Genomic DNA, 13267 nt, shown 5'->3' with positions numbered 1-13267 from the left:
TCAGACGCCGAGCTCAGCGGCTATTCGCCCGGCTCGGACAGCCCGGAGGAGCTCGGCGTGGTCCGCCTCGGTCCGGTCCGCGTACGTCACGGCGAAATCTGCCACCGCCGCGTCCAGCTCGGAGTTCTTCCCGCAGTAACCCGCGAGCAGCCGGGGGTCGGCGCTGTGCGCATGGGCCCGGGCCAGCAGGGCGCCGGTCATCCGCCCGTAGTCGTCCACCTGGTCCGCAGCGAGTGCGGCCGGGTCCACGCTGCCCTTGCGGTTCCTGAACTGACGTACCTGATAAGGCCGGCCGTCGACCTCGGTCCAGCCGAGCAGCATGTCGCTGACGACCTGCATCCGCTTCTGTCCGAGCACCACCCGGCGCCCCTCGTGCACCACATCGGGCACCTCGAAGCCGATGCTCCGGAGACAGGGGGAGAGAACGGACGGGCGGGCTTCCTTCACCTGCAGCACCAGCGCTTCGCCACGGTGGTCGAGCAGCAGCACCACGTACGACCGGGTTCCCACGCTTCCCGTGCCGACCACCCGGAACGCCACGTCGTGGATCGCGTAACGGGCCAGCAGGGGAACCCTGTCTGCGGAGATCGTCCCGACGTAACCCTCCAGCCCCGCCGCCACGGCCGCCGCCTCCGCGTCGGGCACACGGCGCAGCACCGGTGGTGAGTCGACGAATCGGCGACCGCCGTCCTCGCACTCCTCCGTGGACCTGGCGGCGAAGCGGGCACTCGTGTTGTTCCGCGCCTTGGCGGAAACCCGCTCCAGCGTCCCGAGCAGGTCCCGGGCGTCGGTGTGCGAGACGAGCTCCTCGTCCGCGATGGCGTTCCACGCGTCGAGTGCGGGCAGCCCCGCCAGCAGACGCATGGTGCGGCGGTACGCGCCCACCGTGTCGTACGCACCCTGCCGACAGGTGTCCTCGTCCGCCCCCGCCTCCCGGCCCGCGAGCACCAGCGAGGTGGCGAGCCGCTTGAGATCCCACTCCCAGGGGCCGAACACGGTCTCGTCGAAGTCGTTGAGATCGATGACCAGGTTGCCGCGCGCGTCGCCGTACAGCCCGAAGTTGGCCGCGTGCGCGTCACCGCAGAGCTGGGCGCCGACGCCCGTGACCGGAGTACCCATGAGGTCGTGCGCCATCAGACCGGCCGAGCCGCGCAGGAACGCGAACGGTGTCGCGGCCATCCGCCCCACCCGTATGGGCATCAGGCCGGGCACCCGGCCCTGATTCGACTCCTCCACCGCCTGGACCGCGTCCGGTCTCCCGGCGGGCAGGTCCAGCGAACTGTGCGCGGACCGGGGCACATCGAGCCTCAGAGCCTTGCCCGCCGCCTTCGGGGAAGCCGCCCCGGACGAGGCCGGCCCGGATCCGGACGGCATCCCTCCGGCCAGGCGCCGGGCGAATCCGGGTACGACCGGGATACGCCCGCCCCCCGACATCCGCCCCGCCGGCACCGTCGCCTCGACTTCGCCCATGGTGCGCCGCCTCCCCCGCCTCGTTCAGCCGTCCCGTCCGGCCGCCATCAACTGCGGACGACGGTACAACCGTCCGTCACAACCGTCTGCCCCTGTGGACAACCCTGGTCCGGCCTGTGGACAACCTCTCGCAGAGGCCGGACCCGGGCCTGCTCACCGAAGATTCCCAGCTCCCTGGACGTGGCACCCCGACCGGCACGGGGCGCCCTGGACCTGCCCAGGCCCGCGGCTCAGCCTGGCCAGGCCCGCGGCCCGGCCCTGGCACCGGACCGTCACACCCCCACGGCCTCCTCCATCTCCTCCTCGGCCCCGGCCGCAGCCCGCACCCGGGCCGCCTCACGCGCCGTCTCGGCCTCCACGCGACGCCGCCTCGCCTCGGCCAGGCCGGCCAAGCCCAGGACGGCCAGCCCGGCGACGAACCACAGAGCCAGTACCAGCAGGTGACCGCCGAGGGCGTGCCCGCCGAAGTACACGTGGCTACGCACTCCTTCGACGAAGCCCGCGCCGTTCCAGAAGGAGTGCAGGGCACCGAAGAAGCCCGGCTGGACCTCCGGCCGGAAGATGCCTCCGGAACTCGTGAAGTTGAGCATGACGAAGAGCAGCATCACGCCGAGCGTCGTCCACCGCTTGAGAAAGGTGTGCAGCCCCACTCCGATCAGCAGGATCCCCGCCGAATAGAGCCACGCCATCGCCCAGAGCCCGCCGAGGCCGTGGTTCACCAGACCGAACACCGGCCCCGCGAACGCGGCTCCGATCAGACTCACCGCGAACGAGGTGGCGACGGCCAGCCCGGCCCTGATCCGCAGGGCCAGGACCGCCCCCGCCCCGCCGATCACCGCGACCGAGGCGTACGACCCGATACTGACCGCCACCAGAAGGAAGAAGATCCCCTGGCCGGTCGGATCGCCATCCGCCGTGGGCGCCACGTCCGTCACCTCGAGCGGATCCCCCTGCTCCGCGGCCACCTCGGTGAACACCTTCTGGACCACCGTCGCGCTGGTGTCCGACGAGGCGGTGGCCACCATGAGCTCAGGGCTGCCGCCCGGCACGTACGCGCCGTAACTCCGCTGCGTCCTCAGATGATCCACGGCGATGTCGCGGTCCGCTACGGTACGCACGCTCAACGCGCCGTCGCCCTTGTCCTGCAAGGTCTGGGCAAGTACCTGCGCGCTTGCTCCCGAGCCGACGACGTCCACCCTCAGGTCGTGCGGCTCCGGGGCGTGAAAGGCCCCCAGATAGGCAAGCCCCATGCCGATGCACATCAGCAGCGGCGTAACCAGATGGCTGAGCACATGACGCAGCGCACCGGCGGTTGAGCCGGAGGCGGAGCTCGGATCTGCGGACATTCGACCACTCCTCCAATTGTTGGCTTTTACAACTACTCCTCTCGTTGTAGCATACAACTAAAATTTGGGAAGGTGATTCATGTGGCAGACACCCCCCGGGAACGCGAGGAGTCGCTGGACGTCATCCAGCGCGAGCTGACCGCTTTCGCGCGCCGCGCACGCTCGGCCGCAGCGCGGCTCCACCCGGACCTGCCCCTGGTCTCGTACACGCTGCTCGCCCACATCGACGACCGGCACGGCTGCCGCGCGACCGATCTGGCGGCGCACTACATGCTGGACAAGTCGACGGTCAGCCGACAGGTGGCGGCACTGGAGAAGCTCGGCCTGGTCGAGCGCCATCCGGACCCGGACGACCAGCGCATCCAGGTGCTGCACCCCACCGACGCCGGCATCCAGGCGCTCACCTCGACCCAGGCCAGTCGGCGCACCGCCTACCGGGAACGCCTCGGAGCGTGGACGTCGGACGATCTCGGACAGTTCGCGGAGTACCTGCTGCGCTACAACGCGGCGGGCGAAGACGCCACGCCCTGACAGACGCCCGCCGTAGGACGGCCCGGCGGCGGATCAGCAGCCGATCGGACGCCCGGGCAACAGGTCAGCAGCCCCTCGGGCCGCCGAGATAGGTGTCGGCCCACCGCCCGAGCTCCTTGAGAGCGGGCCCCATCGCGGCACCGGCCTCCGTCAACCGGTATGCCACCCGCAGCGGCGGCCCTTCGTCGACCTCACGCACGACGAGACCGGCCGCCCCCAGCTCGGACAGCCGGTCCGACAGCATCCGCTCACTGATGCCCGGAATCGCCCGACGCAGATCCGCGAAGTGCACCGGCTGCTGCATCAACACCGAGACGATCGGGCCCGTCCAGCGCTTCCCGAACAGCTCGAAGACGCGCGTGATGCTCCTGTCCACCTGCCGACAGGCCTGCTCGCTGTGATCCGCCATGCCTCCAGAGTACTGCGCCGGAGTTGGGGACTTATGAAAAGTAAGTAGCTATGCTATTACTAGTCACGTACTGAAGAGTTGAATGGCTCGCCTGCCACGACCATCACCGTGGCCCACACCGATCCGCACCGTCCGACCCCTACGGAGATCCCCATGGCCACGCTTCTGCACCTCGACTCCGCCGTTTTCCCCCAGGGCTCCACGTCACGTGAGGTCACCGCCGCCTTCGTCACCGCCTGGCGCGAACAGCACCCCGACGGAGAGGTCATCCACCGCGATCTCGCCGCCGCCCCCCTGCCCCACCTGGACGCCTCGGCCGTGGCCGCCGGCGCCGAGGACCCCCTGCGCGGGGAACTGGCGGCCGAACTGGCCGCTGCGGACGCCGTGCTCATCGGTGCGCCGATGTACAACTTCTCCATCCCGTCCACGCTCAAGGCGTGGCTCGACCAGGTGATCATCGTGGGCCACAACTCAGGCCCCGAGGGCCCTGTAGCCGGCACGCCCATCACCGTTGTGGCCAGCCGAGGCGGCTCGTACGCCCCCGGCACGCCGCGCGAGGGGTTCGAGTTCGTCCAGAACTACTTGGAGAAGGTGTTGACGAGCATGCTGGGGGCCGAAGTCGACTTCATCGTCCCCGAGTTGACGCTGGCCCACTCGAAGCCCGAGATGGCCGAACTCATCCCCCTCGCCGACGCTTCCCGCGCCCGGGCGTTCAGCGACGCCGCAGAGAAGGCCAAGGCTCTCGCAGCCCGCCTCGCCGCCTGAGCCGGCCCTGCCGGGCGGGCCCGCACGAAAGGCCGCTTTGGTGCGGATCCGACGTTTCACGTGAAACAGAAGCCGCCCCGGGCCCTGCCCGCGAGGGGTGCGGGCTTCCTCACAGCCCTCTCAGCCACGCCCGGCAGCCCCCTCAGCCACGCCCGGCTCGACCACGTACCAAAGAGTCCACACAACGAAGAACCCCCGCACCGAATCTCTCCGGTGCGGGGGTTCTGTCGAACCAACCAGGCGGTCACAAGCGACTGCCTGTTGTGCGCGAGGGGGGATTTGAACCCCCACGTCCCTAAGGACACTGGCACCTGAAGCCAGCGCGTCTGCCGTTCCGCCACTCGCGCATGAGTGGTGCTTTCAGACTCTCTCACCCAGTGGTGTGAGCGCCTGGCGACAAACGGAAGATTAGCACGCTGGACAGGGTGGATTCACATCCGTTGTTTCGCCGGACCCACGAGGGGAACCGGGAACGCGGAAAGCCTGGCCCCACTCCTCCTGAGTGCACCCGGAGTGCGGGACACTGTCAGGAGGGCACCTCTACGATCCGTGTGAGAGGTGACACTCATCCACTGTGCAGACAAGGGGAACCAGCCGATTTCCCCACGCGTGGATACGATCAGTAAGCAGTGCAGGGATGACGACACCGGAGGAGGTGCCCCATGGGAGTCATGAAGCGTTTCGAGCAGCGTCTCGAAGGTCTTGTCAATGGCACCTTCGCCAAGGTCTTCAAGTCCGAGGTGCAGCCGGTCGAGATCGCGGGCGCCCTTCAGCGCGAGTGCGACAACAACGCTTCGATCTGGAACCGCGAGCGGACCGTCGTGCCCAACGACTTCATCGTCGAGCTCAGCACCCCGGACTACGAGCGGCTCAGCCCGTACTCCGGCCAGCTGGGGGACGAGCTGTCCGGCCTCGTACGTGACTACGCCAAGCAGCAGCGGTACACCTTCATGGGCCCGATCAAGGTCCACCTGGAGAAGGCGGACGACCTCGACACGGGTCTCTACCGCGTACGCAGCCGAACCCTGGCGTCGAGTTCGTCACAGCAGGGCCAGCAGGGCGGCCCCGCTCCCTACGCCCAGCCGAACCGCCCCGCCACCCCTCAGGGGCAGGGCGGCTACGGCTACCCGCCGGCATCCGCTCCTCCCATGCCCGCGGCCCCGCCGCCGGGCGCGGGACGCTCAGGAGGCCCTTCCAGCGACTGGCGCCCGCCGGCCGCGTCCGGCCCCATGCCGGACGCCCAGGTGCGGCGCTGGATCGAGATCAACGGCACCCGCCATCAGATCTCCCGCCCGACGTTGGTGATGGGACGAAGCACCGACGCCGACGTGCGGATCGACGACCCCGGCGTATCGCGCCGGCACTGTGAGATCCGGACCGGAACGCCCTCGACGATCCAGGATCTCGGGTCTACCAACGGCATCGTGGTAGACGGGCAGCACACCACCCGCGCTACGCTCCGCGACGGCTCGCGGATCGTCGTGGGCAGCACCACCATCGTTTACCGGCAAGCCGAAGGGTGAAGCGGGGGCAATGTCAGAGCTGACCCTGACGGTCATGCGGCTAGGTTTCCTGGCCGTTCTGTGGCTATTCGTAATCGTGGCCGTCCAGGTCATTCGCAGCGACCTGTTCGGTACGCGTGTCACGCAGCGCGGCTCACGCCGCTCTGCCGCTGACGCCCGTCCCCAGCAGGGACGCCAACAGCAAGCAGCACCTCCTCAGCAGCGCCAGCAGTCCGGGCGCCAGCGCCGCGGGGCACCCACCAAGCTGGTGGTCTCCGAGGGCACGCTCACCGGCACGACCGTCGCGCTCCAGGGCCAGACCATCACCCTGGGCCGGGCGCACGATTCAACAATCGTGCTGGATGACGACTACGCGTCCAGCAGGCATGCCAGGATCTACCCGGACCGTGACGGCCAGTGGATCGTCGAGGATCTCGGGTCCACCAACGGCACCTATCTCGACCGGACCCGGCTCACCACCCCGACACCTGTTCCGCTGGGCGCGCCGATCCGCATCGGCAAGACCGTCATCGAGCTGCGGAAGTAGTACGACAATGAGCGAGCGGAGCGAGCGAGCCGCCGCGGTCCTGACGACGGACCCGGCCCGGCTCCCGACCGGAGGGTGGGCAGTGTGGCTCGAGACCGGCTGTACCCCGAACCGACGGGCGAGGTGCGCATGAGCTTGTCCCTGCGCTTCGCCGCCGGATCGCACAAGGGCATGATCCGGGAAGGCAACGAGGACTCCGGCTACGCCGGCCCCCGCCTCCTCGCCATCGCCGACGGCATGGGCGGCCAGGCGGCCGGAGAGGTCGCCAGCTCCGAGGTGATCTCCACGCTCGTGCAGCTCGACGACGACGTCCCGGGCTCCGACATCCTCACCTCGCTCGGCACCGCGGTCCAGCGGGCCAACGACCAGTTGCGCGTCATGGTCGAGGAGGACCCCCAGCTGGAGGGCATGGGCACGACGCTCACGGCCCTGCTCTGGACCGGTCAGCGTCTCGGCCTCGTCCACGTCGGCGACTCCCGTGCCTACCTCCTGCGGGACGGCGTCCTGACGCAGATCACCCAGGACCACACCTGGGTGCAGCGTCTCGTCGACGAGGGCAGAATCACCGAGGAAGAGGCCACCACCCACCCGCAGCGCTCCCTGCTGATGCGGGCACTGGGCAGCGGCGACCATGTGGAGCCCGATCTCTCCGTCCGGGAGGTCCGCGCCGGTGACCGCTATCTGATCTGCTCGGACGGTCTCTCCGGCGTCGTCTCCCACCAGACGATGGAAGAGACCCTGGCCAGCTACCAGGGCCCTCAGGAGACCATCCAGGACCTCATCCAGCTCGCCCTGCGCGGCGGCGGTCCCGACAACATCACCTGCATCGTCGCCGACGTCCTGGACGTCGAAAGCAACGACACCCTGGCCGGGCAGCTCAACGACACCCCGGTCATCGTCGGCGCCGTCGCGGAGAACCAGGCCGCCCAGGCGAACGACGGCCGCGCCATGGAGACCCCGGCGGGCCGGGCGGCAGGCCTCGGCCGCCCCGTGCCGCCGCCGGCCGGAGGCTTCGGCCCCCCTGGCAGCGGTGACGACGTGGGTTACGGCTCCGGCCCGGACGGCGCCTTCAACTCGTACGCCGACGACGACTTCGTCAAGCCGCGCGGTGGCCGCAGGTGGCTGAAGCGGTCGTTCTACATCGTGCTCGCGCTGGCCGTCATCGGCGGTGGCGTCTACGGCGGATACCGCTGGACCCAGACGCAGTTCTACGTGGGCACGAAGGACGACAACGTCGCGCTGTACCGCGGAATCAGCCAGGACCTCGCCTGGGTGTCCCTCTCGAAGGTCGAGGAGGACACCGAGATCGAACTCAAGTACCTCCCGCCGTACTGGCGCAAGCGGGTCGAGGCGACGATCTCCCAGGGCAACCTCACCGAGGCCCGCAAGAAGCTCAGCGAACTCGACGCACAGGCCTCCGCCTGCAAGAAGGACGCGCAGCGTCGCGCGGCCGAGGCGGACACCAATGCCGCGAAGGACAAGGGCGAGACCGGCAACGCCTCCGACAGCACGTCAGCCACGTCCCCCACCAAGGGGACCAAGACCGCGACTCCCACTCCCGGCCCCAGCCTCTCGGAGGAAGAGAAGAAGCTGGCCCTGCAGTGCGGTAAGCAGTAAGCCGTAGGGGGCCTTCAGCACATGAGCGTTGTCACCAACACGACCACCATCGGCGCGATCGACGCGCCGAGCCGCCGTAACACCGAGCTGGTACTGGTCGCCTTCGCCGTCCTGATCTCGGTGTTCGCGTACGCCAACGTGGGCCTCGCCCTCAACGGCGAACTGCCCGCCGGCATGCTCGGCTACGGGCTGGGGCTCGCACTGCTCGGCGGTGTGGCACATCTGGCGGTCCGCAGATTCGCCCCGTACTCGGACCCGCTGCTGCTTCCGCTGGCCACCCTGCTGAACGGGCTGGGTCTGGCGCTCATCTGGCGGCTGGACCAGTCGGAGCGGCTGCTCAGGCTGCCGAGCTTCGCCCCGGCCGCTTCGAAACAGTTGATTTTCTCCGCAGTAGGTGTGGCACTCTTCATCGGGGTTCTACTCCTACTCAAGGACCACCGCATCCTCCAGCGCTACACGTACATCTCCATGGTGGTGGCTCTGGTCCTGCTCATCCTCCCCATGTTCTTCCCGTCTCAGTTCGGCGCGAAGATCTGGATCACCATCCCCGGCGTCGGGTCCCTCCAACCAGGGGAGTTCGCGAAGATCATCATCGCGGTGTTCTTCTCCGGCTATCTGATGGTCAAGCGCGACGCTCTGGCTCTCGCCAGCCGCCGCTTCATGGGTATGTATCTCCCTCGTGGTCGCGACCTCGGACCGATCCTGATGATCTGGGCGATGTCGATCCTTATCCTGGTATTCGAGACGGACCTCGGTACCTCGCTGCTGTTCTTCGGCATGTTCGTGGTCATGCTGTACGTGGCCACCGAGCGCACCAGCTGGATCGTGTTCGGCCTGGCGATGTCCGCCGCCGGTGCGGTGGGTGTTGCCTCGTTCGAGCCACACGTCCAGGACCGCGTGACGGCATGGCTCGATCCGTTCGCGGGTTGGGGCACCCACCAGGCCAGTGAGCAGATGGCTCAGGTCCTCATGGCCTTCGGCTCCGGTGGAACACTCGGTACCGGGCTGGGCCAAGGCCACCCCGACCTCATCCTCTTCGCGGCCAACACCGACTTCATCCTCGCCACCGTTGGCGAAGAGCTCGGACTCGCCGGGATGATGGCGTTCCTCCTCCTCTACGGTCTGATCGTCGAACGGGGCGTCCGCACCGCGCTCGCCGCGCGCGACCCCTTCGGCAAGCTCCTCGCGATCGGTCTCTCCGGCGCCTTCGCCATCCAGGTCTTCGTCGTCGCCGGCGGTGTCATGGGGCTCATCCCGCTGACCGGTATGACCATGCCGTTCCTCGCGGCCGGCGGCTCGTCGGTCATCGCGAACTGGGCGCTCATCGGGATCCTGATCAGAATCAGCGATACGGCACGACGTCCCGCCCCGGCCCCCGCGCCGTCCCCGGATGCCGAGATGACCCAGGTGGTCCGACCGTGAACAAGCCGCTCCGCAGGATCGCGATCTTCTGCGGCGTCCTCGTCCTGGCCCTGCTGGTCCGCACGAACTACATCCAGTACGTCCGTGCCGACGAGCTCAACGCGAACGAGCACAACCGTCGCGTCCAGATCGAGCGCTACGCCCACGAGCGCGGCAACATCATCGTCGACGGCGAACCCGTCACGGGCTCCGTCGAGACCACGGACAGCGACTTCAAGTACAAGCGGGTCTGGAAGAACGGCCCCATGTGGGCGCCCGTCACCGGCTACTCCTCGCAGGCCTTCGACTCCTCGCAGCTGGAGAGCATCGAGGACGGCATCCTCACCGGCAACAGCGACGACCTGTTCTTCGACCGCACCCTGTCGATGTTCACCGGCGAGAAGAAGACCGGCGGAAACATCGTCACCACCCTCAACGGCGCCGCGCAGAAGGCCGCCTTCGAGGGACTCGGCGACAAGAAGGGCGCCGTCGCCGCGCTCGATCCGCAGACCGGCGCCGTCCTGGCGCTGGCCAGCACCCCTTCGTACGACCCGTCGGTCTTCGCGGGCAACTCCATGAAGGACTCGGACGCCCGGCAGAAGCTGCTCAAGGACGAGGACAAGCCGATGCTGAACCGGGCCCTGCGGGAGACCTACCCGCCCGGCTCGACGTTCAAGGTCGTCACGGCCGCCGCGGCGCTGGAGAACGGCCTCTACACCGACATCGACGCCAAGACGGACTCCCCGCTGCCCTGGCGGCTCCCGCTGTCGACCAACCTCCTGCAGAACGAGGGGAACATCCCCTGCAAGGACGCCTCACTCCGGGTGGCGCTGCGCTATTCCTGCAACACCGTCTTCGGCAAGATGAGCGACGACCTCGGCAACGAGAAGATGATCGAACAGGCCGACAAGTTCGGCTTCAACGAAGAGGTCTTCATGCCGGTCCGCGCCGACGCGAGCGTCTACCCGAAGGACAACCGGCCGCAGAACGCCATGGCGGGCATCGGCCAGGCGTCCAACCGCACGACCCCGCTCCAGATGGCCATGGTGGCGTCCGCGATCGCCAACGACGGCAAGCTCATGCAGCCGTACATGGTCGCCCAGCGCCAGGCGCCCAACCTGGACGTCATCTACACGCACGAGAAGGAGCAGCTCAGCGAGCCGCTCTCGGGTGAGAACGCCCAGAAGGTGCAGCAGATGATGGAGAGCGTGGTCGAGGACGGCACGGGAACCAACGCGCAGATCGACGGCGTCACCGTCGGTGGCAAGACGGGTACCGCCCAGCACGGCCTCAACAACAGCGAGAAGCCGTACGCCTGGTTCATCTCGTACGCCAAGACCGACAGCGGCTCCCCGGTCGCCGTCGCCGTGGTGGTCGAGGACGGCAACGCCAACCGGGACGACATCTCCGGCGGCGGGCTGGCCGCTCCGATCGCCAAGAACGTGATGAAGGCGGTACTCGACGGAAAGTAGTGACACCCGTCACAACTTCTGTTCACACCAGCACATTGGGATACCGGTCGGATATCAGCTGACGGGTGCGGGCCGATCACGCCGGGCGTGCCCGGTAGCGTATGCGCGAACAGCGCACCGCCGGACCACACACGGGTGCGGTCGGGACTGACGGAGAGGGCTGGATCAGTTATGGAAGAGCCGCGTCGCCTCGGCGGCCGGTACGAGCTGGGCTCGGTGCTCGGCCGTGGTGGCATGGCCGAGGTCTACCTCGCGCACGACACCCGGCTCGGCCGCACCGTCGCTGTGAAGACGCTCCGGGCCGACCTCGCCCGCGACCCGTCCTTCCAGGCCCGGTTCCGCCGTGAGGCCCAGTCGGCCGCCTCGCTCAACCACCCCGCGATCGTGGCCGTCTACGACACCGGCGAGGACTACGTCGACGGTGTCTCCATCCCGTACATCGTGATGGAGTACGTCGACGGATCGACGCTCAGAGAGCTCCTGCACTCCGGCCGCAGGCTGCTGCCGGAGCGGACCCTGGAGATGACGGTCGGGATTCTCCAGGCCCTGGAGTACTCGCACCGCGCCCAGATCGTCCACCGCGACATCAAGCCGGCGAACGTCATGCTGACGCGCACCGGCCAGGTCAAGGTCATGGACTTCGGTATCGCCCGCGCCATGGGCGACTCCGGCATGACGATGACCCAGACCGCCGCGGTCATCGGCACCGCCCAGTACCTCTCCCCGGAGCAGGCCAAGGGCGAGCAGGTCGACGCACGCTCCGACCTGTACTCCACCGGCTGTCTGCTCTACGAGCTGCTCGCGGTCCGTCCACCGTTCGTCGGGGACTCGCCGGTCGCGGTCGCGTACCAGCACGTACGTGAGGAGCCTCAGCCTCCGAGTAACTTCGACCCCGAGATCACGCCCGAGATGGACGCCATCGTCCTGAAGGCGCTGACCAAGGACCCCGACTACCGCTACCAGTCGGCCGACGAGATGCGGGCCGACATCGAGGCCTGCCTCGACGGCCAGCCGGTCGCGGCCACGGCGGCCATGGGAGCGGCGGGTTACGGCGGGTACGACGGCTACAACAACGACCAGCCCACCACCGCCCTGCGGGCCGCGGACCAGGGCGGCGCCCAGACGTCCATGCTGCCCCCGGTCAATCCGGACGACGGCGGCTACGGCTACGACGACCGCCCGGGCCGACGGCGCCAGAAGAAGAGCAACACCTCGACGATCCTCCTGGTCGTCGCCGGCATCCTGGTGCTCATCGGCGCGATCCTCATCGGCCGTACGGTCTTCAGCTCCACCGACGGCGGCGGTGGCAAGGTCGACGTGCCGAACCTGATCGGTTCCACGATGGAACAGGCCCAGGGGCGCGCGGAGAACGCCGAGGTCAAACTGGCGGTCGGTTCCAAGGAACCCTGCGCGAACCAGGAGAAGGGCAAGATCTGCAGCCAGTCCCCGTCCGCGAGCGAGAAGATGGAGACGGGCGAGACCGTGACGGTCGTCGTCTCCACCGGCGCCCCCAAGGTCGAGGTCCCGGACGTCCTGGAGAAGACCGAGGACAGCGCCCGTAAGAAGCTGGAGGACGCGGGCTTCACGGTGAACGTCGAGACCGCCGAGTCCGAGAAGACCCTGGACACGGTCATCTCCCAGGATCCCGAGGCCGGTTCGAAGGTCGAGAAGGACACCGAGGTCACGATCACCGTGGCCAAGGAGGCCACCGTGCCGATGCCCGACGTGCGCACCCGCTCCTACGACGCGGCCGTGGCACAGCTGAACGGCCTCGGGTTCACCAACGTGTCGAAGCAGGACGTCGACTCGGAGGAGGCCGCCGGGACGGTCATCGAGCAGACCCCCACGGGCCCGAGCGAGCAGGCCAAGGACGTTCAGATCGTCCTGAAGGTCTCCAAGGGCCCGGCCCAGCCCGAGCAGCCCGAGCAGGTCACCATCCCGGGTGACATCGTCGGGCAGCGGTTCCAGCAGGCGAAAGGCACGCTCGAAGGGCTGGGACTGGTGGTCGCACTCGCGCCCAATTCGTCCGACAAGCCGAACGCCATGGTGATCCAGGCCGACCCGGGCGCCAACGCCCCGGTCGCCAAGGGCACCACGGTCACCCTCACCACCATCGGCGGCGACATCATCGGCGGCCGGTCCGGCTCGCGCGACTGACCCGCGTAGCGCCGTACGCCACACGCACAGGGCCCCGGTCACCTCAACGG

General features: G+C 68.5%; 11 protein-coding genes and 1 tRNA gene. 8 read left to right on the top strand and 4 right to left on the bottom strand.

Annotated elements, in window-relative coordinates; translation table 11 throughout:
• On the bottom strand, positions 1–1470 hold the full coding sequence (locus ACZ32T_RS14970) for a DUF2252 domain-containing protein (protein WP_467367167.1): 1470 nt from the start codon (positions 1468–1470) through the stop codon (positions 1–3).
• Positions 1471–1742: 272 nt separating this feature from the next.
• Positions 1743–2816, bottom strand: a complete 1074-nt coding sequence (locus tag ACZ32T_RS14965; protein ID WP_467367165.1) for a hypothetical protein — start codon at positions 2814–2816, stop codon at positions 1743–1745.
• Positions 2817–2897: 81 nt separating this feature from the next.
• Here ACZ32T_RS14965 and ACZ32T_RS14960 point away from each other — a divergent pair, with 81 nt between their 5' ends.
• Positions 2898–3347: a MarR family winged helix-turn-helix transcriptional regulator gene (locus ACZ32T_RS14960; protein WP_467367162.1), complete on the top strand. Its 450-nt coding sequence runs from the start codon at positions 2898–2900 to the stop codon at positions 3345–3347.
• A gap of 64 nt (positions 3348–3411) precedes the next feature.
• On the opposite strand, the gene ACZ32T_RS14955 is transcribed toward ACZ32T_RS14960, so the two are convergent.
• Positions 3412–3756, bottom strand: coding sequence for a winged helix-turn-helix transcriptional regulator (locus tag ACZ32T_RS14955; RefSeq protein ID WP_467367160.1), 345 nt, complete (start codon positions 3754–3756; stop codon positions 3412–3414).
• Positions 3757–3909: 153 nt separating this feature from the next.
• On the opposite strand from ACZ32T_RS14955, the gene ACZ32T_RS14950 reads away from it, so the two are divergent.
• Complete coding sequence (locus ACZ32T_RS14950; protein ID WP_467266336.1) at positions 3910–4521, top strand: FMN-dependent NADH-azoreductase; 612 nt, start codon at positions 3910–3912, stop codon at positions 4519–4521.
• Between the two features lie 264 nt (positions 4522–4785).
• On the opposite strand, the gene ACZ32T_RS14945 is transcribed toward ACZ32T_RS14950, so the two are convergent.
• Positions 4786–4868, bottom strand: a tRNA-Leu gene (locus tag ACZ32T_RS14945).
• 315 nt (positions 4869–5183) lie between these two features.
• Between ACZ32T_RS14945 and ACZ32T_RS14940 the strand changes: the two genes are divergently transcribed.
• The 6 genes from ACZ32T_RS14940 (at position 5184) to pknB (ending at position 13217) form a co-directional block, all read left to right on the top strand.
• Positions 5184–6044 (top strand): FhaA domain-containing protein, encoded by an 861-nt coding sequence (locus ACZ32T_RS14940; RefSeq protein ID WP_467266334.1) that lies wholly within the window; start codon positions 5184–5186, stop codon positions 6042–6044.
• A gap of 10 nt (positions 6045–6054) precedes the next feature.
• Positions 6055–6570, top strand: coding sequence for an FHA domain-containing protein FhaB/FipA (locus tag ACZ32T_RS14935; RefSeq protein ID WP_467266332.1), 516 nt, complete (start codon positions 6055–6057; stop codon positions 6568–6570).
• A gap of 129 nt (positions 6571–6699) precedes the next feature.
• Positions 6700–8187 (top strand): Stp1/IreP family PP2C-type Ser/Thr phosphatase, encoded by a 1488-nt coding sequence (locus ACZ32T_RS14930; protein WP_467367158.1) that lies wholly within the window; start codon positions 6700–6702, stop codon positions 8185–8187.
• Between the two features lie 21 nt (positions 8188–8208).
• Positions 8209–9609 carry an FtsW/RodA/SpoVE family cell cycle protein gene (locus tag ACZ32T_RS14925; protein WP_467367156.1) on the top strand — a complete coding sequence of 467 codons (1401 nt, stop codon included), beginning with the start codon at positions 8209–8211 and terminating at the stop codon, positions 9607–9609.
• Positions 9606–11060, top strand: a complete 1455-nt coding sequence (locus ACZ32T_RS14920; protein ID WP_467266324.1) for a peptidoglycan D,D-transpeptidase FtsI family protein — start codon at positions 9606–9608, stop codon at positions 11058–11060. Before ACZ32T_RS14925 ends, ACZ32T_RS14920 begins: the two co-directional genes overlap by 4 nt.
• Before the next feature lie 171 nt (positions 11061–11231).
• The gene (gene pknB / locus ACZ32T_RS14915) at positions 11232–13217 is read left to right on the top strand and encodes a Stk1 family PASTA domain-containing Ser/Thr kinase (RefSeq protein WP_467367154.1); all 1986 of its coding nucleotides are present in this window, start codon (positions 11232–11234) and stop codon (positions 13215–13217) included.
• The last annotated feature ends 50 nt before the right edge of the window (positions 13218–13267 follow it).

Source organism: Streptomyces sp. NPDC023573 (assembly GCF_055559735.1).
This window is presented reverse-complemented; position numbering and strand designations above follow the sequence as displayed.

What these genes read in the sequence shown, in the direction of transcription:
- ACZ32T_RS14970 (WP_467367167.1), bottom strand. Translation starts at nt 1,470, where the DNA reads ATGGGCGAAGTCGAGGCGACGGTGCCGGCGGGGCGGATGTCGGGGGGC.
- ACZ32T_RS14965 (WP_467367165.1), bottom strand. Translation starts at nt 2,816, where the DNA reads ATGTCCGCAGATCCGAGCTCCGCCTCCGGCTCAACCGCCGGTGCGCTG.
- ACZ32T_RS14955 (WP_467367160.1), bottom strand. Translation starts at nt 3,756, where the DNA reads ATGGCGGATCACAGCGAGCAGGCCTGTCGGCAGGTGGACAGGAGCATC.
- ACZ32T_RS14950 (WP_467266336.1), top strand. Translation starts at nt 3,910, where the DNA reads ATGGCCACGCTTCTGCACCTCGACTCCGCCGTTTTCCCCCAGGGCTCC.
- ACZ32T_RS14940 (WP_467266334.1), top strand. Translation starts at nt 5,184, where the DNA reads ATGGGAGTCATGAAGCGTTTCGAGCAGCGTCTCGAAGGTCTTGTCAAT.
- ACZ32T_RS14935 (WP_467266332.1), top strand. Translation starts at nt 6,055, where the DNA reads ATGTCAGAGCTGACCCTGACGGTCATGCGGCTAGGTTTCCTGGCCGTT.
- ACZ32T_RS14930 (WP_467367158.1), top strand. Translation starts at nt 6,700, where the DNA reads ATGAGCTTGTCCCTGCGCTTCGCCGCCGGATCGCACAAGGGCATGATC.
- ACZ32T_RS14925 (WP_467367156.1), top strand. Translation starts at nt 8,209, where the DNA reads ATGAGCGTTGTCACCAACACGACCACCATCGGCGCGATCGACGCGCCG.
- pknB (WP_467367154.1), top strand. Translation starts at nt 11,232, where the DNA reads ATGGAAGAGCCGCGTCGCCTCGGCGGCCGGTACGAGCTGGGCTCGGTG.